24 protein-coding genes and 1 pseudogene are annotated in these 22799 nt (G+C 38.2%); 5 read left to right on the top strand and 20 right to left on the bottom strand.

What is annotated here, in order from left to right; translation table 11 throughout:
- Nucleotides 1-10 precede the first annotated feature (10 nt).
- The 7 genes from hag (ACN6NB_RS05835) to ACN6NB_RS05805 form a co-directional block, all read right to left on the bottom strand.
- A complete protein-coding gene (gene hag / locus ACN6NB_RS05835) occupies nt 11-961 on the bottom strand; it encodes a flagellin Hag (protein WP_107163522.1) in 951 nt (316 codons plus the stop codon).
- Nucleotides 962-1243: 282 nt separating this feature from the next.
- A complete protein-coding gene (gene hag, locus ACN6NB_RS05830; RefSeq protein ID WP_144490645.1) occupies nt 1244-2155 on the bottom strand; it encodes a flagellin Hag in 912 nt (303 codons plus the stop codon).
- A 320-nt stretch (nt 2156-2475) separates the two neighbouring features.
- Nucleotides 2476-3387, bottom strand: a complete 912-nt coding sequence (gene hag, locus ACN6NB_RS05825) for a flagellin Hag (RefSeq protein WP_133743921.1) — start codon at nt 3385-3387, stop codon at nt 2476-2478.
- A 211-nt stretch (nt 3388-3598) separates the two neighbouring features.
- Entirely contained in the window at nt 3599-4504 is a 906-nt protein-coding gene (gene hag / locus ACN6NB_RS05820; RefSeq protein ID WP_144491142.1) for a flagellin Hag, read from the bottom strand.
- Between the two features lie 230 nt (nt 4505-4734).
- Entirely contained in the window at nt 4735-6258 is a 1524-nt protein-coding gene (locus ACN6NB_RS05815) for a Kelch repeat-containing protein (protein ID WP_474253271.1), read from the bottom strand.
- 102 nt (nt 6259-6360) lie between these two features.
- Nucleotides 6361-7542: an alanine racemase gene (alr, locus tag ACN6NB_RS05810; protein ID WP_039177916.1), complete on the bottom strand. Its 1182-nt coding sequence runs from the start codon at nt 7540-7542 to the stop codon at nt 6361-6363.
- Nucleotides 7543-7705: 163 nt separating this feature from the next.
- Nucleotides 7706-8347, bottom strand: coding sequence for a hypothetical protein (locus tag ACN6NB_RS05805; RefSeq protein WP_474253270.1), 642 nt, complete (start codon nt 8345-8347; stop codon nt 7706-7708).
- A 114-nt stretch (nt 8348-8461) separates the two neighbouring features.
- On the opposite strand from ACN6NB_RS05805, the gene ACN6NB_RS05800 reads away from it, so the two are divergent.
- Entirely contained in the window at nt 8462-8818 is a 357-nt protein-coding gene (locus ACN6NB_RS05800) for a YunG family protein (RefSeq protein ID WP_126681723.1), read from the top strand.
- A gap of 46 nt (nt 8819-8864) precedes the next feature.
- On the opposite strand, the gene ACN6NB_RS05795 is transcribed toward ACN6NB_RS05800, so the two are convergent.
- The 6 genes and pseudogenes from ACN6NB_RS05795 to ACN6NB_RS05770 all read right to left on the bottom strand — a co-directional run bounded on the left by ACN6NB_RS05795 (nt 8865) and on the right by ACN6NB_RS05770 (nt 12237).
- The gene (locus tag ACN6NB_RS05795) at nt 8865-9314 is read right to left on the bottom strand and encodes a GyrI-like domain-containing protein (protein ID WP_144491139.1); all 450 of its coding nucleotides are present in this window, start codon (nt 9312-9314) and stop codon (nt 8865-8867) included.
- A gap of 174 nt (nt 9315-9488) precedes the next feature.
- Nucleotides 9489-9722, bottom strand: a complete 234-nt coding sequence (locus tag ACN6NB_RS05790) for a hypothetical protein (RefSeq protein WP_039177908.1) — start codon at nt 9720-9722, stop codon at nt 9489-9491.
- Nucleotides 9723-9821: 99 nt separating this feature from the next.
- Nucleotides 9822-9959, bottom strand: coding sequence for an aspartate phosphatase (locus ACN6NB_RS05785; RefSeq protein WP_095408252.1), 138 nt, complete (start codon nt 9957-9959; stop codon nt 9822-9824).
- A pseudogene (locus ACN6NB_RS05780) lies at nt 9949-11087 on the bottom strand (response regulator aspartate phosphatase). Before ACN6NB_RS05780 ends, ACN6NB_RS05785 begins: the two are co-directional and overlap by 11 nt.
- Before the next feature lie 129 nt (nt 11088-11216).
- A complete protein-coding gene (locus ACN6NB_RS05775) occupies nt 11217-11636 on the bottom strand; it encodes a GNAT family N-acetyltransferase (protein WP_144491138.1) in 420 nt (139 codons plus the stop codon).
- Nucleotides 11637-11667: 31 nt separating this feature from the next.
- Nucleotides 11668-12237: a TetR/AcrR family transcriptional regulator gene (locus ACN6NB_RS05770; RefSeq protein ID WP_144491137.1), complete on the bottom strand. Its 570-nt coding sequence runs from the start codon at nt 12235-12237 to the stop codon at nt 11668-11670.
- Nucleotides 12238-12401: 164 nt separating this feature from the next.
- Between ACN6NB_RS05770 and lpdA the strand changes: the two genes are divergently transcribed.
- A complete protein-coding gene (gene lpdA / locus ACN6NB_RS05765; protein WP_144491136.1) occupies nt 12402-13796 on the top strand; it encodes a dihydrolipoyl dehydrogenase in 1395 nt (464 codons plus the stop codon).
- A gap of 110 nt (nt 13797-13906) precedes the next feature.
- On the opposite strand, the gene ACN6NB_RS05760 is transcribed toward lpdA, so the two are convergent.
- Complete coding sequence (locus ACN6NB_RS05760) at nt 13907-15064, bottom strand: MFS transporter (RefSeq protein ID WP_059377839.1); 1158 nt, start codon at nt 15062-15064, stop codon at nt 13907-13909.
- A gap of 121 nt (nt 15065-15185) precedes the next feature.
- On the opposite strand from ACN6NB_RS05760, the gene ACN6NB_RS05755 reads away from it, so the two are divergent.
- Complete coding sequence (locus ACN6NB_RS05755) at nt 15186-16151, top strand: LysR family transcriptional regulator (protein ID WP_260982297.1); 966 nt, start codon at nt 15186-15188, stop codon at nt 16149-16151.
- Complete coding sequence (locus ACN6NB_RS05750) at nt 16093-16656, top strand: GNAT family N-acetyltransferase (protein WP_039177895.1); 564 nt, start codon at nt 16093-16095, stop codon at nt 16654-16656. The genes ACN6NB_RS05755 and ACN6NB_RS05750 overlap by 59 nt, the downstream gene beginning before the upstream one ends.
- A 4-nt stretch (nt 16657-16660) precedes the next feature.
- On the opposite strand, the gene ACN6NB_RS05745 is transcribed toward ACN6NB_RS05750, so the two are convergent.
- The 5 genes from ACN6NB_RS05745 to ACN6NB_RS05725 form a co-directional block, all read right to left on the bottom strand.
- Entirely contained in the window at nt 16661-17185 is a 525-nt protein-coding gene (locus tag ACN6NB_RS05745) for a DinB family protein (RefSeq protein WP_039177893.1), read from the bottom strand.
- Nucleotides 17186-17352: 167 nt separating this feature from the next.
- The gene (locus ACN6NB_RS05740) at nt 17353-18183 is read right to left on the bottom strand and encodes an SMI1/KNR4 family protein (RefSeq protein ID WP_144491135.1); all 831 of its coding nucleotides are present in this window, start codon (nt 18181-18183) and stop codon (nt 17353-17355) included.
- Nucleotides 18184-18458: 275 nt separating this feature from the next.
- Nucleotides 18459-19577: a Rap family tetratricopeptide repeat protein gene (locus ACN6NB_RS05735; protein ID WP_144491134.1), complete on the bottom strand. Its 1119-nt coding sequence runs from the start codon at nt 19575-19577 to the stop codon at nt 18459-18461.
- Between the two features lie 193 nt (nt 19578-19770).
- Nucleotides 19771-20430 carry a type A chloramphenicol O-acetyltransferase gene (gene catA, locus ACN6NB_RS05730; RefSeq protein ID WP_144491133.1) on the bottom strand — a complete coding sequence of 220 codons (660 nt, stop codon included), beginning with the start codon at nt 20428-20430 and terminating at the stop codon, nt 19771-19773.
- Between the two features lie 233 nt (nt 20431-20663).
- Nucleotides 20664-20987 carry a SunI/YnzG family protein gene (locus tag ACN6NB_RS05725; RefSeq protein WP_058838868.1) on the bottom strand — a complete coding sequence of 108 codons (324 nt, stop codon included), beginning with the start codon at nt 20985-20987 and terminating at the stop codon, nt 20664-20666.
- 331 nt (nt 20988-21318) lie between these two features.
- Here ACN6NB_RS05725 and ACN6NB_RS05720 point away from each other — a divergent pair, with 331 nt between their 5' ends.
- Nucleotides 21319-21507, top strand: a complete 189-nt coding sequence (locus ACN6NB_RS05720; protein WP_058838867.1) for a hypothetical protein — start codon at nt 21319-21321, stop codon at nt 21505-21507.
- 229 nt (nt 21508-21736) lie between these two features.
- Here ACN6NB_RS05720 and hag (ACN6NB_RS05715) read toward each other — a convergent pair whose 3' ends face one another.
- Nucleotides 21737-22708, bottom strand: coding sequence for a flagellin Hag (gene hag / locus ACN6NB_RS05715; protein ID WP_058838866.1), 972 nt, complete (start codon nt 22706-22708; stop codon nt 21737-21739).
- Nucleotides 22709-22799 lie beyond the last annotated feature (91 nt).

Genomic DNA, 22799 nt, shown 5'->3' with positions numbered 1-22799 from the left:
GGCTTTTTCATTAACGTAATAATTGAAGTACGTTTTGTGGCTGTTGGTTTGCTTGTGCTAACATTGCTTGAGATGCTTGAGAAAGAATGTTGTTCTTTGTGAACTCACTCATTTCTTTCGCCATGTCAACGTCACGGATACGAGACTCAGCAGCTGTTAAGTTTTCAGCAGAAGCACCAAGGTTGTTGATTGTGTGCTCTAGACGGTTTTGAACTGCACCAAGTTTAGCACGTTGAGCAGATACTTGGTTGATAGCTGCATCAACAATTTTTAGTTGAGTATCAAAACCAACATCTTCTGCTTTTGCATCATTGTCAGCAAATTTTCTTACATCGATGTCTTTAACAGCTTGATTTTCTACAATTTCCCCATCAGTTTTAACTCCTAATGCATCAGTACTCATTTTTTCAATATTAACTGAAATTTGTTGAGTTGCGTTAGCACCGATTTGGAATACTAAAGCATTACCAGTAGCTGGAGTTGGAGTTGCATCTGGATCATCTGGATCTGGAGCTGCTGCATCCTCTCCTGCTTTAAACGTACCATCTAACAATTTTTTACCGTTAAACTCTGTACGATTTGAGATACCATCTACTTCTTCTTGTAATGCTTGAATCTCATCTTGAATAGATTGAAGATCCGTATCTTTGTCTTGTGTACCAGTGTTTCCAGCTTGAATAACTAGTTCACGAACACGTTGAAGGATTGAGTGAGTTTCAGTCAATGCACCTTCAGCTGTTTGGATAAGAGAGATACCGTCCTGTGCGTTTTTAGATGCCATTTCTAAACCGCGGATTTGTCCACGCATTTTTTCAGAAATTGCTAGACCTGCAGCGTCATCTCCTGCACGGTTGATTTTAAGACCAGAAGAAAGTTTCTCCATGTTCTTTTGCCCTGCTCCATTGTTTGCAGACAAACGGTTCAGAGTGTTAAGTGCTGCGATATTGTGGTTAATTCTCATTTCCTATTACCTCCATGTGTTTGAACCAATTAGACATCCATGTCCAAAAGTTCTAAAACAGATTTTTTTGTAAGCCTTACATTCCCTTTATCGAACCATAATAGAGAATGTTTAACAAAAAAGGATCAAATAAGGAAAAAGACTTATTCGTTATGATCGTTTCGCTAGAGAATACTTTAATTTGAGGACTTTTTTCACATTTTACAAAAATGACTTAAGAATCATAAAAAGAGAAATTCGAAGAACAAGACATAAAAAAAAGCCCCATAAAGGGGCTTTTCATTAACGTAGTAATTGAAGTACGTTTTGTGGCTGTTGGTTTGCTTGTGCAAGCATTGCTTGAGACGCTTGAGAAAGAATGTTGTTCTTTGTGAACTCACTCATTTCTTTCGCCATGTCAACGTCACGGATACGAGACTCAGCAGCTGTTAGGTTTTCACCAGAAGCACCAAGGTTGTTGATTGTGTGCTCTAGACGGTTTTGGACTGCACCAAGTTTACCACGTTGAGCAGATACTTGGTTGATAGCTTCATCAACAATCTTTAATTGCGCATCAAAACCTACATCAGCTGCAGTTGAAGCATTATCAGCAAACTTTGTAACATCGATATCTTTCACGGAATGAAGAGCTGCAATAGAACCATCAGCTTCTTTAATTCCTAATGCACTTGCAGCCATACTTTCAATGTTTACTCCAATTTGTTGAGTTGCATTAGCACCAATTTGGAAGATCAAACTTGTTGTAGTTGCAGGAGTACCAGTGTTCTTAAATGTACCATCTAACAATTTTTTACCGTTAAACTCTGTACGATTTGAGATACCATCTACTTCTTCTTGTAGAGCTTTAATCTCGTCTTGAATAGATGTAAGATCAGTAGCTTTATCCTGTGTCCCAGTGTTTCCAGCTTGTACGACTAGTTCACGTACACGTTGAAGGATTGAATGAGTTTCAGTCAATGCACCTTCAGCTGTTTGGATAAGAGAGATACCGTCCTGTGCGTTTTTTGAAGCCATTTCTAATCCGCGGATTTGTCCACGCATTTTTTCAGAGATTGCAAGACCTGCTGCGTCATCTCCTGCACGGTTGATTTTAAGACCAGAAGAAAGTTTCTCCATGTTCTTTTGGCTTGCACCGTTGTTTGCAGACAAACGGTTTAAAGTGTTAAGTGCTGCGATATTGTGGTTAATTCTCATTTCCTATTACCTCCATGTATGTGGGACCTGACAGACGTCCTTGTCTGAAAAAAGTCCTTTTTCTAGAGTTTATATACTCTAACAATTCTTTTATCGGATTATTTTATAGGAAGTTTAGCATTTTTCATAAATTTATTAACAAATTTATAAGCCTTAGTTCATGATTTAACTCTACACCACCAATTGGGGGATCCAGTTAGAAATTTTATTATTTTTAACGCTGTAACTAAAGTACGACTACACATCGAATGATTCCAAGATATAATTGCCTTCATGAATAATTTAGAAAAACAAAAAAAGCCCCATAATGGGGCTTTTTATTAACGTAATAATTGAAGTACGTTTTGCGGCTGTTGGTTCGCTTGTGCAAGCATTGCTTGAGACGCTTGAGAAAGAATGTTGTTCTTTGTGAACTCACTCATTTCTTTCGCCATGTCAACGTCACGGATACGAGACTCAGCAGCTGTTAAGTTTTCAGAAGATGCACCAAGGTTATTGATTGTGTGCTCTAGACGGTTTTGGACCGCACCAAGTTTAGCACGTTGAGATGAAACTTGATTGATAGCTGAATCAACAATTTTTAGTTGAGTATCAAATCCAACATCTGTTGCATCTGCTGCATTAGTTGCAAAGGCTGTTACATCTAAATCTTTAATTGATTGGTTTGCAACGATACCACCAGTTCCATTATCAACACCCAATGCATCTGCACCCATATCTTGGATGTTCACTTTAATTTGTTGGGTTGCATTAGCTCCAATTTGGAAAACTAAAGATGGGTCAGTATTTACTGGTGGGGTAGAAGCTTTAAAAGCACCATTTAAAAGTTTCTTACCATTGAATTCTGTGCGATCAGAAATACCATCAATCTCTTCAATTAAAGCATCCATTTCGTCTTTAATTGCAGTTAAGTCTTCACCTTGCTGTGTACCAGTATTTCCAGCTTGAACGACTAGTTCACGTACACGTTGAAGGATGGAGTGAGTTTCAGTCAATGCACCTTCAGCTGTTTGGATAAGAGAGATACCGTCTTGGGCGTTTTTTGAAGCCATTTCTAATCCACGGATTTGTCCACGCATTTTTTCAGAGATTGCAAGACCTGCTGCGTCATCTCCTGCACGGTTGATTTTAAGACCAGAAGAAAGTTTCTCCATGTTCTTTTGGCTTGCACCGTTGTTTGCTGATAAACGGTTTAATGTGTTAAGTGCTGCGATATTGTGGTTAATTCTCATTTCCTATTACCTCCATGTATGTGGGACCTGACAGACGTCCTTGTCTGAAAAAAGTCCTTTATTCTAGGGCTTATCAACCCTGATATTTAAAATATCGGTCCGTTCTAAAGAAAGTTTAGTTTTTATCAAACTTTCATCTTAATTTTAATATGAATTTAAAATCTTTTTATATCTAAATCAATTTAAAAAAGCCCCATTAAGGGGCTCTTCATTAACGTAGTAATTGAAGTACGTTTTGTGGCTGTTGGTTCGCTTGTGCAAGCATTGCTTGAGACGCTTGAGAAAGAATGTTGTTCTTTGTGAACTCACTCATTTCTTTCGCCATGTCAACGTCACGGATACGAGACTCAGCAGCTGTTAAGTTTTCAGAAGATGCACCAAGGTTATTGATTGTGTGCTCTAGACGGTTTTGGACCGCACCAAGTTTAGCACGTTGAGCAGATACTTGGTTGATTGCAGAATCAACAATGTTTAATTGCTCATCAAAACCACCAGCAGCAGTAGCAGCTACATCTGCAAATTTAGTCACATCAATGTCTTTAACACTTTGACCAGTAACAATTACTCCAGCATTTTTTGCACCAATTGCATCCGCACCCATGTCCTCGATATTAACACCAATTTGTTGAGTTGCATTAGCACCAATTTGGAAAGTCAAACTTTTTGTAGTTGCAGGATCACCAGTATCTTTAAACGTACCATCTAACAATTTTTTTCCGTTAAACTCTGTACGATTTGAGATACCATCTATTTCTTCTTGTAGAGCTTTAATCTCATCTTGAATAGAAGTAAGATCCGTACCTTTATCTTGTGTCCCAGTGTTTCCAGCTTGAACTACAAGCTCACGTACACGTTGAAGGATTGAATGAGTTTCAGTCAATGCACCTTCAGCTGTTTGGATAAGAGAGATACCGTCCTGTGCGTTTTTTGAAGCCATTTCTAATCCTCGGATTTGTCCACGCATTTTTTCAGAGATTGCAAGACCTGCTGCGTCATCTCCTGCACGGTTGATTTTAAGACCAGAAGAAAGTTTCTCCATGTTCTTTTGGCTTGCACCGTTGTTTGCAGATAAACGGTTTAATGTGTTAAGTGCTGCGATATTGTGGTTAATTCTCATTTCCTATTACCTCCATGTATGTGGGACCTGACAGACGTCCTTGTCTGAAAAAAGTCCTTTATTCTAGGGCTTATCAACCCTGACACTTCTATTATCGGAAGTGGTTATAGGATGTTTAGCAGATTTTTTAATAGATATCATATTTTTTCATGACATTGATCCTAATTTTAACAATTTTACAAATATAAGAGCTGCTGATCTATTATCAGCAGCTCTATCGTTTTTGAATATCAGTATTGCTTGATATCAAACATTAAGATATTTTGGTACACAACGTAATCCTTCTTACTTGTGAAAGGACCTTTATTGTGTTCATCATTGATTTCATAGAAGTTCATACCAATTCCAAAGCTTCTTTCTTTGTACCAGTTAAGAAAATCGTTGATTTCTTTCATTGAGAGCAGATATTCCTTTTGCAGTCCATTGATCATGGTTATAGAAAGTATACCTTTCGCAGTTTCTTCTCCAGGTTTTGTTCCATCCTGATCTTTTGGTTCTTCCGTGGATCCATCACCAGGTTTTGTTCCGTCTTGATCTTTCGGTTCTTCCGTGGATCCATCACCAGGTTTTGTTCCGTCTTGATCTTTCGGTTCTTCCGTGGATCCATCACCAGGTTTTGTTCCGTCTTGATCTTTTGGTTCTTCCGTGGATCCATCACCAGGTTTTGTTCCGTCTTGATCTTTCGGTTCTTCTGTTGCATCTTCATCTGGCTTTGCTTCATCTTCAGTTATTTGCAAGTCACTTAATGGAATAGAAATCACTGATTTGTAATCACTTTTTGCAGAAAAATTTCCCATATAATATGAGTAGTTACGTCCGCCAATGACATACAATTGGTCATCAACAATTGCTGCGACAGCTGATACTCTACCTTCTGGTAAATCATACGCTGAATTTTTAAATTGACCATCTTTCGGATTGAAAATTTGAACTTTATTCAGCATTTCACTTGAACGATCACCAGTCCGCTGTCCACCAATAACGAAGAATTTCTCATTATATGTTTCGTAGGCTGGTTCAAATACATATGAAGTTAAGTCACTATCTTTTAATTTACTCCATTTATCTGTTGAAATATCATACTGGAACAAAGATCTTTCTCTACTATGCCCAATAGAATTTTCTCCACCTGCAACATATATTTTGCCGTCAATTGCAGAAATGGCTCTCCCATTTCGAGGTGGTAAAGCCGATGAGTCCAAACTCTTCCATTCACCAGTGGCAGTATTGAATTGATAGACATTATTTTTATAAGAGTTTTTTGAAGAGACAATATATATATTCTCTTTCACTGCAACTGCGTACAAAGTTCCCTTGCTATAAGTTGAAAAAACATGATCTCTTGGAATTTGAATCGGTTCTTCAGCCCACTGATCAAGTTCTGCATCATAAATATCAATCGTATTATAGGATACTTTAGTATCTTCGTTAATCCCGCCTATTAAATAGATTTTTTTACCTACAGTAGCATATGTTCCACCTGTTCTATATCTTGGCATACTTGCTTTCTCTTCCCACACATCTTTCTTAGGGTCATACATAAAAGTTTGGTTGTTTAATTTATTTTTTTCACTTGCTCCACCAAACACATAAATCTTTCCATCAACAACTCCCACACTAGCATTAATACGTTCTTCTGGTAAATCAGCTCGTTTCGTCCATCCAGTTGAATTTTCAGCTGCATTCGCTTTGAATGGATTAATGGTACTTATTAAAAGAAGTACCAAGATAAATAGTAAAAATCTTTTTTTCATTTTTTCTTCCTCCAGTTCATGACATTCCCTCCTTTTACCATCCTTATTTTTACTTTTTTTATCATTAAAGGTTATTATTAATCAATTTTTATGATGAAATCCTCACACATACATCACCGGCGTCGATATTTTAATAATCTTCCCGCCCCGACGATAAAACCTAGGAACGCGGCGGCTTAAAGTGGCGACAACTTCGTAGTTGATCGTATTGAGCATTTCAGCAATTTCATCGACAGAAATTTCTCCGCCCTTTTGACGACCGTAAATAACGACTTCCTCGCCTTGTTTTGCTTTCATTTCTCCTAAACTGATCATCGTCATATCCATTGTGACTCGGCCAGCAATCGGCATTCGTTTTCCGCGGAAAAGCATAAATCCTCGATTTGATAAGGCTCGTGAGTACCCATCTGCATATCCGATTGGTATGGTCGCAATAACTTCATCAGGTTTTGCTACATAGGTTGCCCCATAGCTGACGGTCCTTGGCTTAGTCACCATTTCCTTCACGAACGCAATCCTTGCTTTTAAACTGAGAGCGGGCTCTAGCTTAACAGCGTCTAAACTCTCAATGTATTGCGAGGGGTACAGTCCATATAGCCCGATGCCGAGCCTAATCATATCTGCACTAAATTCAGGAAACGCGATGGCAGCTGCTGTATTGTTCATATGTACCGTGGGCAATGTAATGCCTTGTTTTTTTAAGAAACGAAGAAAATCAATAAAAATGCTGTGCTGAAGCAGTGTGAAATCAGGGTCAGGCTCATCCGCAGTGGAAAAATGCGTAAATATTCCATCCCATCTCAGGTTTTCACTCTCTTCAAGCGCCCTCACCACCTCTAACAGCTCTTCCTTTGTCCGTACACCTAATCGTCCCATCCCCGTATCGACATTGACATGAATCCCAAGCCGGGGCAGACTTTCTTCTTCTGCTAAAATCTCATTTGCTTGAACAATCCAGTCTTCACGAAGGCCGGAGAGGTCAATTCTCCAGGTTGCAGCCCTTTTCACACAGTCGAGCGGGGTAAATCCAAGGACGAGAATCGGTGCTTCAATTTTTGCTCTCCGCAATACAATGCCTTCTTCCAAGCTGGCAACTGCAAGCTCTGTCGCACCGCTTTCTAATGCCTGCCGCGCAACCTCCACGGAACCGTGCCCATATGCATTCGCCTTTACGACAGCCATGATCTTACTTTTCTTTGGAATATGCGCTTGAATGGCTTCGATATTTCTTTTAATCGCGTCAAGATTGACCTCGATCCAGACTTCCCTGCAAAGCTTTTGCATGTATGTTTCCTCCTCATCACATGAGTCATTTCGATATCAATGTTCGTTTCTTATCTAGTCTATCTTTATTCATTTTTGAGAAAAACATTCAACCGCAATGACTGGACCAGCTTTGACTTGATTGACATAAAAAAAGAAACCACCTCAAACTGTGATTTCTTCTTTAATCCGCAGATTTCATCATTGAATCAATTTCATGATAAATCTCCTCCAGATTTTCTCGTTCAGTCAAATATTCGGCAGTGCTCTTACGAACAGGCACATCAAATTTTAGAAAGGTGAGCGTGATCGTTGATGATTCCTGATCATTCATAGTTAATCTCAATTCAAGTGTCGAGATCTCTTCATTATTATCACTCTCAGTAGATTGTTCAATCTGTACACCATCTTCTAACATGTCAACTTGTTTCAACTCTTTCAAGGAAAGCTCAGTGACTTCAAACCTGAATTTTCGAAATAAGCCGCCAGGTTGATGTGTAATAAAGCGCATGACCTTTCGCACATCATCAATCAAAACAAAACCTTTATCCACATTTTGTGAAAAGATGTATGTTGAAGCCTGAAAGCCGTCTTCTTGAAAAAGCATCATCATTTTATCTAATAATATGTTTGGATCATTCTTTTCTTTTTGTCTTTGTAATCTACTAACTATGAATAAAATGACCATTCCCCCGATGATGCTGAGAGCCGTCCCCAACCCATTCCCTACATCTACGAAAACAGTAAAGCCTAAAATAGCAACAATATAAGCGATTACAATACCTATGATGAATACCACATCGAGCTCTCCTGTCTGAATCTTCATTGTTATATTGGTTTAGCCATAGTATAGCATCTGGATTTTGATCGAAAAAAAATCTACTATAGACTAAACAGATACTACATTCATTTCACTTTTCAAATAGAAAGGATTTTTATGATGAACCTCTACACGACAGACGAAATCATTGATGCTCTTTATAAAGCATGGTCTTCTCAATCTAGTTCAAAATGGAGTAAAGACAACCCGGCAAACGGACAATGTGGCGTCACTTCTTTAGTCGTACATGATCTTTTAGGCGGAAAAATAAACAAAACTGCATTACCCAACGGATGGCACTTTTACAACGTAGTGAATGGAACAAGAATCGACTTTACTTCTGCACAATTCTCTGAGGAAATCGTTTATATGGATGTACCTTCAAATCGAGAAGAAGCATTTCAAGATACGAATGAGGATCAGTATCGTTATTTAAAGGAGCGAGTCGTAGAATATTTAAACATTTCATATTCATGAAAACAGACCATAAGAGGTCTGTTTTCATTGCAGTTCAATAAAGTGTTTAAAAGATAGGTAGTAAGAACTCACACACGCCTTCTTCTTCTCTATATCTCTCCATAATAGGTACCTGACGCGTGTTCAATTGATTGTGTTGGATCATTTGAGGCAATTGTCTCCAAAATAAATTCACTTTTTCGGTTGTATGTGTCACTGTAAACACAGCATACTTTCCCCCTTCAAAATGACCAGTCTGAACCATTTGATCATTTGAGAAATCTCTATTTGTCATAAGCATGAGGTCGTATCTGCATTTTTCTGATGGAATTTTTCCAGGATCATCTTGAGGAACACCATATATACCATATTCCTTTAATTCATCATTTAATTGATGTTGCTTGATCCATTTCTTAAATCTCTTCATCATCTCAAGATTCTCTTTGCTGCCATATGATCCTATATTTCTCATATACACCATTTTCATATTCGTTATCATTTCAATTTTGTAATTCATGATTTCCCTCCAACTCGTATTGGAAGACTGGCCAATCATTCCTTACAACCAACGGTAACATCCTTTAAAATAGAATGCAGTAGGATATTAAAAATAATGTAATGTGCGATCTAGTTCATACATGTTCTCTGTCATTTTTAAAATAAAAAAGAACGGACTTTAGCCGCTCGCTCGTTATTGATTTTCTTTTGAAGATTTAGCATTGAGAAAGACGACAATCAAATAGATGATTGTTCCGAAAAACAAACCATTTAACAAACTGATAAACAACATCTTACAAACTAGGCCAATATAATAAGACGCTGGCGTTCCTGGAAACACAGCCATATTAAACAAGCTAATCATAAAGGTTAAAGCAAAAAATATAATAAAAATCCTTCTAAATAATGTTGATTTTAACATTGTCATTTTTACTTCCTCCTTAATATCTTTTCTATGGAAAAAATATTCTTTATTCATAGCATATATTCCGTCTTAAAATAAAAAGCCCTTAAAGGGCTTTTTATTTTATGCAGTGTAACCGATACTTGCAGTATGACCTCTCCTAGCTTCATCATGACTTGCTGTCACTTCAGATGTAAAATAACCAACAATACTGATAACGCTGATCATCACAAATACGACTGATAACGTTTTAAATTTCATACTGACAGTCCCCCCGCTTCACTTGAGTTTGGAAATAAAGAATTTTCTCATAAAAAAGCATCGCATTGTCTTTATCTCCCATTTCATTATAATATTTTATTTTGCAGCGTCTTTTGCTAAATCTTCTAGATCAGGATACATTGACTTTATTTCTAGCAATTCCATTATTTTTTCCAACTGCTCAAAATTGTTGTCAACGTATAGTGATCTTAAAAATTTGAATATCAATAACAGTACATGGTCTTTCAGTTTTTCAGATAGTTCTATGCCGTTATTTAAAGCATATATACCTAAATCCTGTTCTTTCTTTTTGAAGTAGGCTTTTGACAACATAATAAGCGGGTCTAAGATTCTATTTAAATGTTCGTATCCCTGCTCTCTAAATGCTCGAATTGAGTCATTAAAGTGAATTATTGCTTGGGCTATTTCTTTGTTATGAAAATAACTCAACCCTAAATTATAGAGTGCTGATCCTTTTAATCGTTTTGTTGAGTTGTCGGCGGCTTTTTCTAGTGCGTGTTGAAAATGGGGTATTGCTTTTTCGGGGCAGCCCATATCTATGTAGTTTAATCCAATCACAAAAGAACATTGTATTTCTCTTACTGTGTATGTATCTTTTTCTCGATAACATTCTATTGCCTGTGCGATATGGTGCATGGACATGTGGGTTTGTTTCATGTGGTAATAGATTTCAGCCATCTTGTAATTGAACTCGGCCCGTTCAATATCGTCACTGACAAGAGACAGCTTTTTTTCTGCCCGTTTATAGAAGGTAATCGCATTTAGGTATTCATAGTTTTCGAATTCATACATGCCGTAGAAAAAATTGAAGTAATACTCGAGCAATCCTGTTAATTTCTCTTGGTCCCTTTTGATCTTCATTGCGAGTTCCTTGAAGTTGGCCCGCTCTTTCCCATTTTCTAAAGGATTCAAGTAATCAAGCATTAATTTATGTCTGAACTCCATGAGTGAGAAATACAATAATAAATCTTGATTTTCTTCCATATGATCAAGCATTGATTTGATTTCCTCTTTATATGCTTCGGCGTCCGGTACGTTAAATCTTTGAATATGATAATACCATTCATTGATTTTCAAACCGACGTGAGAAGAAAGCACTTTCTCCATCAGTCCTTACCCCTTCCTCTATTTTCCCTATAATGACATATATTATCATTTTATGAACCATTCGACACCGAAAAGAAACCGCAAAAAAGCCCTATAAAGGGCCGTGTGAATGATAAGATAAAATGACTTCTATTCATAAATAAGCACCCAGTATTCTGCCCCAGGTTCTCCTTCTTCTACAACAGCCTTCCAGCCTCTTTTTTGATAAAAAGATAAAGCTTTGTGATTTTCGGAGACACATTTGAGGGTGACCGGTGTTCCCAAAACGTTGATCGCTTGTTTGAGCAGCAGATCTCCAGCCCCTTGGCCCGCAGCTTCTGGATGTACAAACAAGAGGTGAATAAATCGATCGGGTACATATAGAGAAATGAATCCGAGGATTTTATTGTTCTCCTCAGCTAAGAAAATTTGCTCTTCCTGCGTATCTTGATCAAAATCTTGCAGATTGAGTTCTTCTGGATTGAGCCAGTGAAAGCTTTGGCGCCGGGATTCTAAATAGATTTGTCTTAATTCTGGATAATCTTCTATGCTTGCTTCTCTAATCAACATCGCAACATCCCCTATGTTTTTTATTTGAATGTTAATTCGCCTCTAGAACGCGTTTTGCCTGTATTATGCCTGCCAGTAACAATTGATCACTGAACTGCAAATCATTGACAGCACGTGCAAGAGCAATTGTACCAATCATGCTGCTTACTAGTGCGTAACTCGTAGAGAGATCTATGTTTCCAGCATCAGCTATAAACTCCATAAATCGTTTCAATTCATCGGTATAAGCATTCCGTACCTCTTGCGATAATTGAGCAATTTCTCCTGCCAGCGCAGGCAGTATACAGCCGACCTCCGTCTGATCACGGTGAACCGAACTTAAATAGAATTCAATGATCGTCTGAATTTGAGGCTGATCTGCTTTCTTGTCTGCAACACTTTGCAGCAGTTTGATCGTATCAGTGATAGCAAAATGAAAAGACTCTATCACCAACTGATCCTTGTTCTTAAAGTGAGCATAAAACCCCCCATGAGTTAGGCCTGCTCCTTTCATAATGAATGGCAAACTGATATTACGAACGCCATTTGTTCGAAATGCTCGTGCAGCACTTGCAATGATCTGCTCTCTCACTTTTGACTTATGACCTTTTGGATAAGGCATCCCTCTACCTAACCTCCTTCTTATCAAAATATTATATTCATCATATTATCTTGTGTCAATTGACTGAAATCCATCTTTGCTCACTCAGGTGGGATTGACTTCATTAAAATATGATGACTATAATATATTATGATCATCATATTTTAAAGTTGGAGGTGCAAGAAATGATTCATTTAGACACAGTAGATACATTAGTAATTGGATCAGGTCCGGGAGGCTATGTGGCGGCATTACGTTCAGCTCATCTCGGCATGAAGACAGCGATTGTAGAGCGTGATCAGTTAGGTGGAGTATGCACCCATGTAGGCTGTATCCCTTCTAAGGCGCTAATAGCAGAAGCAGAGCGGTTCAAGCTCCGCACACAATGGGGTGGTTTTCAAGAAGGCGGCTCTTTCAAGGAAGCTCAAGCGTTCAAAAAAGCGGTTGTGGACAAACAAGCGGGAGGCGTACAATTTTTATTAAAGTCAGCGGGAGTTACCATACTGGAAGGCGATGCAAGTTTGATCGATCAGCATACAGCAGTCATTCAACATGCCGAAAAAGGTAAAAAGCAAATCAACTTCAAACACCTTATACTAGCAACCGGCTCCCGTCCAATTGAAATTAAATCACTCCCTTTCGGTGGTCGTATATTGTCTTCCACTGAAGCACTATCCCTTCCCGAGATCCCTAAAAGCCTTGTCGTAGTTGGGGGTGGTTATATTGGGGTTGAATTAGGACAGATGTTTGCTAGGTTTGGAACAAAAGTCACCATCTTGGAAGGCGGCAATCAAGTATTGCCTGGCTTTGAAAGTGAGCTTGTCTCGCCTGTCGTTCGTCAATTGAAAGAAGATAAAATCACGCTGATTACAGGAGCAAACGTCACAGATGCCGAGCAGCGTATGAGCGGAATTGATCTTCATTATGAGAAACAGAAAGAAAGCTACACGGTGAAAGCGGAATATGCACTGATTACTGTCGGAAGAAAACCGAATACAGATGGAACATTAGGTCTTGATTCTATCGGGTTGTCTATTCCTTCTCACGGACGAATTGAAATTGATGAACAATGCAGAACATCCATCCCGCACATATATGCGATTGGTGATATCACAGAGGGGCCTGCTTTGGCTCATAAAGCTTCCTATGAAGCAAAAGTTGCAGCAGAAGCAATCGTTGGTAAACCTTCGATAATAGACTATAAAGCGATCCCACTTGTTGTTTTTTCCAGCCCAGAATTGACGAGTGTTGGACTAAGCGAAACAGATTGCAAGCAAAAATCCATTCCGACTGTCATTGGGAAAGCAATGTTCTCCATTAATGGCCGAGCGCTTGCATTAAAAGAACCAGAAGGTTTTGTGAAGATTGTAGCCCATGCTGAATCTGGTCTTATTCTAGGGGCACAAATCGTAGGGGCTGAAGCATCTACTCTTATATCAGAACTAGCTCTCTCTATTGAAGTTGGCGCTACAGCAGAAGATTTAGCAATGACGATTCATCCTCACCCAACATTAGGTGAAATGATCATGGAAGCTGCAGAAATGGCTACCCGTAAAGTTGAAAAATATCTTGCAAGATAATTCGTTCATGTGCAGCTTCTAAAAAAATAACCGCCATAGCCTATTTAATTAGGAATAGGCTATGGCGGTTTCCATTGTGCAATGATATAAAAGCGCCGATCAATTGATCTTTAATTCGATCCCACTTCGCGTTTTTTACCAAGATTCATGGATAACTGAACGCCAATCATCAGCATGACGATGACAACCATTGCCACAATAGAAGCATAAAAATGTCCGCTTAGATCGAAAACCAAGCCAATGAAAAATGGACCGAATCCACCTACAATGTACCCGCCCATCTGCGACATCGCTGACCAGGTTCCGGCTTCCTCTGGAGTATTCGTCTCCATAATCGGGAGCATAAGCGCTAAAGGAAATAATCCACCTGCACCCATACCTAGGAAAATGACGGCTGGCAAGATCGGCATTGGCAGAAGAAGAAAGATAAGGCCAATAAGTTCAGACAGACTGCATAAAATGAGAAATAATTTCGGTTTTCCTAATCGAGTAACGACCGCTGGAACAAGCAGTGCCACTGGAATCTGAATGAGTGTAAATATGGTCAGCAGCATGGCAGCATATTGCGGACTGTTTCCAAAGCTAAGAGCAATCGGTGAAATCCATGCCGTCAAAGAATAAAACATACTAGACATAAAGCCAAAGAACAAAGTGAATTGAATAGCCTTTTTGTTTCTCAACGGCAATTTTAACGGCAAGGTTACATGATCACTTTGCTCATTTTTGCGAACTAAACCGACCCATAGAATAAGGGCAATCACCCCTAGAATCGCCCAGCAGGACAAAGCTAACGTAAGGTGATGCTGACTGCGTAGATAAATCGGAATGGTGAAGCCGGAAGCGAGCGCTGCACCTATTGTCATCGAAATTGAATACACACTAACAATACCAGGATTTCTCGGGAAATATTTTTTAATAAAACTAGACAATAAAGGACCCGCAAAGCTAATCCCTACCCCTCCTGCGAACGCAGTCATGAGCAGGATAGCAACCGATTGGCTTGTACCACGCAGTGCTGTGGCAATCGTGATAAGAAGAATTGAGAAAAACAGCGTTCTTTCTAAACCAAAACGCCGGCTGAGTATCGTCGCAACAGGAGCAAATACCCCCATACAAAGGACAGGCAAAGTGGTCAAAAGACTTGCTGTCAGTGCGTTTACACCAAGCTCTGATTGAATCATGCTCATCATGGAAGCCACGGACGTAATGATTGGACGTAAGTTTAATGCTGCTAAAAATAAAGCGGCTAAATAATATATTTTTTTCATCAATACCCTTCTTTCATCTCGTTAAGGTTACTTTGAGTATAAAACTGCTGCATCCATTGATCAATACAATAAATCGTATTATGATGATAGGAAAAGGCTATCATTTATGAAAGGAGGACAAATGGATACCCGGCATATTACCTATTTTATGGCTGTATATCATCATTTGCATTTTACAAAGGCTGCTGAGGAGCTAGGCATTTCACAGCCGACACTTAGCCAGCAAATTCGACTGCTTGAAGCAGAAGTTGGGATGCCGCTCTTTGATCGAATCGGCAAAAAAGTCGTGGCTACCGAAGCCGGTTCGCTGCTTTATCAATATGGCATGAAAATGCTTCAAGCTGAAAGAGATGCAAAAAATGCGATGAAAGAACTATTATCGGAAAAACGAGGAACCGTTCGTCTCGCAGTACTCCCATCCGATCTTGATTTTCAGCTGGTGCCACTTTTTGTAGAATTTAAAACACTTTACCCCGAAACCAATCTGAAGGCATATTCAAATATCTTCGTGCGTGAAGAAGTCCTTTCGCATAAAGTGGATCTCGGCATCGGGCTGCGAGGGCCTGCAGATAAGCGTCTCGTTCAAATTCCACTTGGGAGTGAGCCATACGAATTATTTGTTCATTCAAAAAGTGATTTAGCCCAAAAGAGTGAAGTGACATTGGAAGAGGTGACTCAGCATGCGTTGGTCATGTATCCGAAGGGATATCTAGGAAGGGATTTAGTAGATGACGTATGTAAAGAACAGGGTGTTGAACTAGACACTGCCATGGAGGTTGGATCCGCATTTTCGCTATTGCAGCTGGTTGAAGCCGGGATCGGTGCAACCATTCAGCCAAGAGGATTACTAAAACAACATTCGACGTGGTCCAATATTGTTTCGATTCCTATTGCTGAGCCAGCACCTGTCCGGCACTTGGAATTAATTTATTATGCAGATCGATTTGTCAGCAAAGCACAACAGCAGCTATCTGAATGGCTGATAGACTTTTTCCAAATCAAGAACAAACTAAAAGTGAGGTTAACACATGAAGAATGCAAACAGCATATTCACAAGAACAAACCGGGTTGTTATTCGCCAATTTGACAGGCAGGATATTGAAGCATTTTATCAATACCGAGCAAATCCCTCTATTGCAAAATTTCAATCTTGGGAAAACTACACGTACGAAGATGCTGAATCATTTGTTCAACATCAAATGACACAAAAACCTAATCAACCGGGGACGTGGTTTCAATACGCTATTGCCTTATCTGAATCCAATCAGCTGATAGGAGATTGCGCCATTCATACACTTGACAGTGAGCCGAGAATTGTTGAAATAGGTTTTACACTCGCGCCTGAATACCAAGGAATGGGCTATATTCATGAAGCTCTGAGTGCAATTTTCGAATATATCTTTATAACACTAAACAAACATAAAATCATTGCCTTTACAGATGTGCGCAACGAAAAATCCATTCGAGTGCTGGAACGTTTAGAAATGAGACGCGAAGGACATTTGCTGCAAAATTATATGTCGAAGGGACATTGGGTCGATGAATATCAATATGCCATGCTTCAATCTGAGTGGGCCGCCAAGCACCATTAAACATTTATTTCCTATTCAAAATCCCTAAATAAGCGCTCCACGGGCCCACATCGGTTCGATATCGTTCCGCCATGACTCGAACAATCTGGGACATATGTGTGAAGTCATGGACAACCCACGCAGAAAGTAATTCGCTCACTTTCACGACCCCAAACTCCGGGTGAACGCCCTTTTTTTCTAAATCAAGGCCTGAATGTGTCATACGCTGAATGTATGCCACATTCTCCATCCGCATATGATGAAACTCAGATAATGCTTGTTCTATCTGTCTTTCAGATTGGTTCAAATGAGAGTAGCGGTCAAACGCAGGAAATGGTGTATTCTCTCCATCAGCTAGAATCACATTTAATCGAGGAATCCAGTTGAATTTCTCTGCTTCAATCAAATGTTCAATGACTTCAACTGGATTCCACGTCCCCTCCCCTTCACGGCTGTGAAGCCAATCCTTCGATAAACCCGACAAAAGACTTTCTAACGTGTGAGGAGTTCGACTCAACATATCCAAAGCTTCATTTAAATTAAAATTCATGTGGTTGCTCCTTTATCCATTTTCTTTATTCTAATGGATTTTGGATAGATTGTAACTTATACTTCAAGACAGATAAAGAAGAAAATAAAAAGCGTTTTTGATCAACCTTCAAATAGAACTTTTCTATAATGCTGGCTAATTGCCTTTTAAGGACTTTTATTCTTTCACTATCGTTTTTTCACTGGATGAATGTCTTCTCCCAAAAGGACGATAAGAGACTCTCCACTATTTTCTAGAAACTCGGCAATCTCTTGCAGCTCTTTATTGATACGGTCATTCCTTGGCATTTCTGGATTTAACAAAAGGATTGAGTGAACAGTAGTGGCTGCTTCGTACAAGACATTTTGATCTTTTATCTGTTTGATGCATTTTTTCATACGATCGAAAAACCATTCAATCTCTTCAATGTCTTCCATTGGATAATGTGCCATTTTAAAGAGGTTCTGCTGACGAAGGTCTTGTCTCTCAAATATTTGTTCAAGCTCTTCTTTACTGACATACAAATCCGAAGATTCCTCATCAATCTCTACAACCTCGATCATCGCATCTTCAGCTGTATATAACTGCTCAATAAAATCATCGAAAGTATCCGCCAGTTTAAAATCGACTCCCATCTCTAAATCAAAATAGTGAATAGGCGGGTGTTCCTTCGTTTCTCGATAATCCATTGCGATCCATGTATCTTCTTCTCCGCTGATGATCACAAGCCCCTCCGGCAGCTCCAATTCATCACTTAACTGGGAACTATTCATGATGCCATCATCTTTGGCGATTCCTCTTAGATGGTCAAATTGAACATGATCATCTGCCCATGAGTTCGGCCGATCAGTTGGAAACGCATTACGCACTGTAAAGCCACCGTTCCATTCTAAAATGAGCTTTTTGTATGTAGCAGGTAAAGTGACACCAAGTGTCCCCTCTGCTTCACGAATTTTCTCCTCATCTACCTTTTCTAACGTGAAAGGGCTCTCTTCTTCTTTCTCCCAGAATGATTTCAAAGTGGATACCTCCCTATATCTATTGAGGTTAGTATAACATTGACCAACTGTTCAATTGCTCATTCTACTTCATAAAAAAACAGACTATTAAAGTCTGTTTTAATCTTTTCTATACGTTTTCAGAGGTTGTATTTCGATCAATTATAGTCGTATTTCGATTTGATTTTTGTTGTTCCTCCATTGTTGTATTCCGTATTGATTTTGTTCCAATGATTTTCAAAGTTTCTGCTGTTGAAACACTTAACAATACAATGGATACAATGACTAGTAATTTTTTAATAATCATACAGACACTCTCCTTTTTGAATATCATTTTGAGCTTTAAGAGCCTTTCTATAATATTCGGCAGCTTTTTCAAAGTCCCCCTTTTTTTCAGAAGATAATCCGATACTTTGAGCAAATGCCTCGACATAGACATATAGTTGCTTTTCCTCAAAATAATTTAGCACTTCCTGAATTGCTTTCTCATTAGCATTTATATAAATCGCTTTTAAAGCTTTAAATAACATCAAACACAACGAATCATTTCTCTCTAAGGAGCACTTAAGACCATCTTCTACGAGTGGAGCGGCTTCATCATGTAGACTAGACTTATACAACGACCAACTTAAACTAAATAGGGTGATTGGTTTTATATCAATACTTCGTGGTGTAATAATGTCTAAAACTTCTCTGTAGCGTATGATTGCTTCAGTGTACTTTTGTTGTCGATCATATGTATTCGCTATGTTCAATAGAATTTTAGCAATTAACATATTATCGGCGAGCTCTTCTGCTATAGAAAAAGCTGTATTTAGATGCTCTAATGACTTGTCATATCGCTTGAAATCATCATAATTTCCTGCAATAACAATCAAGCTTTGTATTTGGCGAACTTTATATTGTTCATGCTGCTTATAGATGTCTAAGGCCTTTATGATGTGATGCATAGAAACATGAGTTTGCTTCATAATATAGTAGGCTTCAGCCACCTTGAAGTGAAACTCCGCTTGCTCAATATCATCTACAACTAATGCGAGCTGCCTTTCAGCGATCTTATAATATTGAATAGCCTGTATGTATTCTTTTTTACTAAACTCATACATTCCTCTAAAAAAAGCATTATAGTATTGCAGCATACCAGAAAGTTGATGATTTGAATTTTCGATTTTATCAACCAAATCAGAAACAGAAGGCGATCGTTTTTCTGAAGGCTTAATATAATCAAGCATAAGCTGATGGCGAAAACACATTAGTTGATAGTAAATCAGTAAATCCTGGTCTTCTTCCATCCGTTCAATTTCTTGTTCTACCTCAGCTTTCAAAATCTCTGCATCGGGTACACTGAATTGCCGAATCATTTTATACCATTCATTTATTTTCACACCAACATGTGAAGAAATCACTTTCTCCATCCCTTATTCCCCTTCTATTAAATTCCTTTATATTACATTTATTATCACATGCAAGAGATGACAAAGCACCGAAAAGAAACCGCAAAAAGAACAGTTCATAACATAACGTGACTTTACACATTTCTGCTCACAACAGAAAAAGCAGACTCTACTAAGTCTGCCTTTTTCTATCAAATGACTATACCTTTGAAAATTAAGTATACAATGAATCGCTTAACCACTCTTCACAATGTTCTATCAGCCATCTTAAATATTCCACATATTGACCGGCATGATAGCCATCACAAACAGCATGATGTACTTGAATGGCGACTGGCAAGATGATTTTTCCTTCTTTCACCTTAAATTTGCCTAACGTAAATATCGGCAGCAAATAAGTTTCATCTGTAGATACATTAAGGTTAAAAGAAGTAAAATCAATCCAAGGCAGGCTTGAAATATTGAACATATTTTTTGGCATATGAGGTTTCGGAAATAGTTTGTTACTTTCGCTATAAGCTTCAATGTCAGCTACACAGCTTCTATAAAATCGAGCAAAATTTTCGTCATAAGGCGTCCAAATACTTGAAAATGTCTTTGTTTCTTTGTTTAGAATCGTATAACTAGGATGGAGAAGATCCCAGTGACCAAGTTCATCGTTCACTAGATCCATCCGAAACTCCGGTATTTTTTGCACAGCTCTTGCTAACAAATAAATTTGCACAGGATATACTTTTAGCTTTTTTTCTTTTAATATTGAATGCAATTTCGTGATATCTAAATCGATCACTAGGCTATATGAGCATCGGGTTACCTTCATATAATGATGAAAGTGCTCTTTTCTCGGATAATTTCCATCTATTTTTTTAAACATTTTTTATCTCCTCCTGAATGTGATTTACTGTATTCAGGAGGAGACTTTATCTGTTTTCACCACCACAATCATCCTTTCAAGAGATATATTATGTTTCAGTCTATCACTTAGCAACCTTCAACAACTCTTCGTAAGTCAACTTGGCTGAAGTATTGAAGTATTCATTCTATTAGTATATCTAAAGAAGTGGAACTCGAATAAAAAAGCACCTTCTATCTTAGAAGATACTTATCTTATATTCTAGCACTAGCTTTTTTATAATTTTGAAGAAAATGATGACCTTCATTTAAAAAAACTAGAAAACGCTTATTCATAGTTTCAATAACGATTCTATCTGGTTGACCATATGGAGCACCAATTCTATAATCAATATTATCTGCAACTGCATACTTGTCTGACTCTTTAATACTAACGATTTGATCAATTGGTATTTCTGTTTTAGATAAACCAAATTTTAAGACTAAGTATTTTTCACCAAAACTGTAACGAGTTTTTAGGAAAATAGTAAAAATAAAGAAAAGTGCTAATAAAAAGATTAACATAATTACATATTCCATAGAATCACTCTTTCTTATACTTTTATCTAATTTTACCATGTTTTTTACTTTTTAAAACCAACAACTTTAAGAGAAGTATTATATACGTTTAAATTCACCCTAGTAAGGCAAGTTCTATGAAGTGCTGTTTATACATTTGTATAAGTTAACTGCGATTCCCCCTCCTCTATATTGGAAAGAATGACTGAGATACTTCTCACTATTTTACCAATGTAAAACTTATAAAAAAGCATCTATATATGTTCATTTTACTTTTAGTAAAGAAATCAATTGTTTTAGTTTGTTGCGAACGACCTTTGTTCATGTAATTCCTCAAGGAGGTGCTCGGCTAGTGACACAGGAAAATAAGGCATCCAAAGGTTTGTTAATTACTTTACCCACCGCTATTATCGCAATTGTGTTGATTTTAGGAAAAATTGATACACCTGTAACAAATATTTTATTTTATGTAGTAGCTTTTGGTGTAATGGGTTTAACTGTTTCAAGCTTAATAAAAGACTACAAAAAAAAGAAAGATTGATTACTTGTCAGGGAGCTGCTTTATGTAGCTCCCTGTTTGTTAAAAACAGGATAATGACTAACACTGAGAAATACAAAAGCCACTCTCGAATATTTGGTTAGTTGGATAGTATTATTCTTTGTCGTATTTATTGGCGTTGAAGCATCTTTTAGAACGATCAATAAAATGAAGCATCGAACCGAATTAAGACAAACAAAAAAAGCCCCTATATATAGGGGCTTTTGGTTTATTAACGTAATAATTGAAGTACGTTTTGTGGCTGTTGATTCGCTTGTGCAAGCATTGCTTGAGACGCTTGAGAAAGAATGTTGTTCTTCGTGAACTCACTCATTTCTTTTGCCATGTCAACGTCACGGATACGAGACTCAGCAGCCGTTAAGTTTTCAGAAGATGCACCAAGGTTGTTGATTGTGTGCTCTAGACGATTTTGAACTGCACCAAGTTTAGCACGTTGTGCAGAAACTTGTTTAATAGCTCCATCAACGATTGCTAACTGATCATCAAATCCACCATCGTCATCAGCTGCAATTGTTTCAAATTTAGAAACATCGATGTCTTTAACAGACTTACCTGTCTCAACTGCACCATCTGCGTCTGTAACGCCTAAAGCAGCAGCGCTCATATCTTGAATGTTGACTTTAATTTGTTGTGTAGCATTTGCACCAATTTGGAATACTAAAGCATCACCAGGAGTTGCTGGGACTGCAGGTGTACCTGTACTTGGATCATCTGGATCTGTCGGCGGAGTTGCTGGTGTGCCAGGTGTACCTACTCCATTAAACGTACCATTTAATAATTTTTTTCCGTTAAACTCAGTACGATTAGAAATACCATCGACCTCTTCAACAAGCGCTGTGATCTCATCTTTAATTGCAGCTAAGTCTTCACCTTGCTGTGTACCAGTATTTCCAGCTTGAACGACTAGTTCACGAACACGTTGAAGGATGGAGTGAGTTTCAGTCAATGCACCTTCAGCTGTTTGGATAAGAGAGATACCGTCTTGTGCGTTTTTAGACGCCATTTCTAATCCTCGGATTTGTCCACGCATTTTTTCAGAGATTGCAAGACCTGCTGCGTCATCTCCTGCACGGTTGATTTTAAGACCAGAAGAAAGTTTCTCCATGTTCTTTTGGCTTGCACCATTGTTTGCTGATAAACGGTTTAATGTGTTAAGTGCTGCGATATTGTGGTTAATTCTCATTTCCTATTACCTCCGTGTAATTTTTTTTAGAGAGCTTATCTGTAAAGTCCATTTAGATGAAAGCTCTTCCTTAGAATTTTCGATTTCTAAG

It is taken from the genome of Bacillus sp. 11B20 (assembly GCF_056098985.1).
Note: the sequence above shows the minus strand (reverse complement) of the source record. Positions and strands in the feature narration are given on the sequence as shown.

Excerpts from the sequence above, each read along its gene's own strand:
- hag (WP_107163522.1), bottom strand. The coding sequence starts at position 961 with ATGAGAATTAACCACAATATCGCAGCACTTAACACTCTGAACCGTTTG.
- hag (WP_144490645.1), bottom strand. The coding sequence starts at position 2,155 with ATGAGAATTAACCACAATATCGCAGCACTTAACACTTTAAACCGTTTG.
- hag (WP_133743921.1), bottom strand. The coding sequence starts at position 3,387 with ATGAGAATTAACCACAATATCGCAGCACTTAACACATTAAACCGTTTA.
- hag (WP_144491142.1), bottom strand. The coding sequence starts at position 4,504 with ATGAGAATTAACCACAATATCGCAGCACTTAACACATTAAACCGTTTA.
- ACN6NB_RS05815 (WP_474253271.1), bottom strand. The coding sequence starts at position 6,258 with ATGAAAAAAAGATTTTTACTATTTATCTTGGTACTTCTTTTAATAAGT.
- alr (WP_039177916.1), bottom strand. The coding sequence starts at position 7,542 with ATGCAAAAGCTTTGCAGGGAAGTCTGGATCGAGGTCAATCTTGACGCG.
- ACN6NB_RS05805 (WP_474253270.1), bottom strand. The coding sequence starts at position 8,347 with ATGAAGATTCAGACAGGAGAGCTCGATGTGGTATTCATCATAGGTATT.
- ACN6NB_RS05800 (WP_126681723.1), top strand. The coding sequence starts at position 8,462 with ATGAACCTCTACACGACAGACGAAATCATTGATGCTCTTTATAAAGCA.
- ACN6NB_RS05795 (WP_144491139.1), bottom strand. The coding sequence starts at position 9,314 with ATGAATTACAAAATTGAAATGATAACGAATATGAAAATGGTGTATATG.
- ACN6NB_RS05790 (WP_039177908.1), bottom strand. The coding sequence starts at position 9,722 with ATGACAATGTTAAAATCAACATTATTTAGAAGGATTTTTATTATATTT.
- ACN6NB_RS05785 (WP_095408252.1), bottom strand. The coding sequence starts at position 9,959 with ATGAAATTTAAAACGTTATCAGTCGTATTTGTGATGATCAGCGTTATC.
- ACN6NB_RS05775 (WP_144491138.1), bottom strand. The coding sequence starts at position 11,636 with ATGTTGATTAGAGAAGCAAGCATAGAAGATTATCCAGAATTAAGACAA.
- ACN6NB_RS05770 (WP_144491137.1), bottom strand. The coding sequence starts at position 12,237 with ATGCCTTATCCAAAAGGTCATAAGTCAAAAGTGAGAGAGCAGATCATT.
- lpdA (WP_144491136.1), top strand. The coding sequence starts at position 12,402 with ATGATTCATTTAGACACAGTAGATACATTAGTAATTGGATCAGGTCCG.
- ACN6NB_RS05760 (WP_059377839.1), bottom strand. The coding sequence starts at position 15,064 with ATGAAAAAAATATATTATTTAGCCGCTTTATTTTTAGCAGCATTAAAC.
- ACN6NB_RS05755 (WP_260982297.1), top strand. The coding sequence starts at position 15,186 with ATGGATACCCGGCATATTACCTATTTTATGGCTGTATATCATCATTTG.
- ACN6NB_RS05750 (WP_039177895.1), top strand. The coding sequence starts at position 16,093 with ATGAAGAATGCAAACAGCATATTCACAAGAACAAACCGGGTTGTTATT.
- ACN6NB_RS05745 (WP_039177893.1), bottom strand. The coding sequence starts at position 17,185 with ATGAATTTTAATTTAAATGAAGCTTTGGATATGTTGAGTCGAACTCCT.
- ACN6NB_RS05735 (WP_144491134.1), bottom strand. The coding sequence starts at position 19,577 with ATGGAGAAAGTGATTTCTTCACATGTTGGTGTGAAAATAAATGAATGG.
- catA (WP_144491133.1), bottom strand. The coding sequence starts at position 20,430 with ATGTTTAAAAAAATAGATGGAAATTATCCGAGAAAAGAGCACTTTCAT.
- ACN6NB_RS05725 (WP_058838868.1), bottom strand. The coding sequence starts at position 20,987 with ATGGAATATGTAATTATGTTAATCTTTTTATTAGCACTTTTCTTTATT.
- hag (WP_058838866.1), bottom strand. The coding sequence starts at position 22,708 with ATGAGAATTAACCACAATATCGCAGCACTTAACACATTAAACCGTTTA.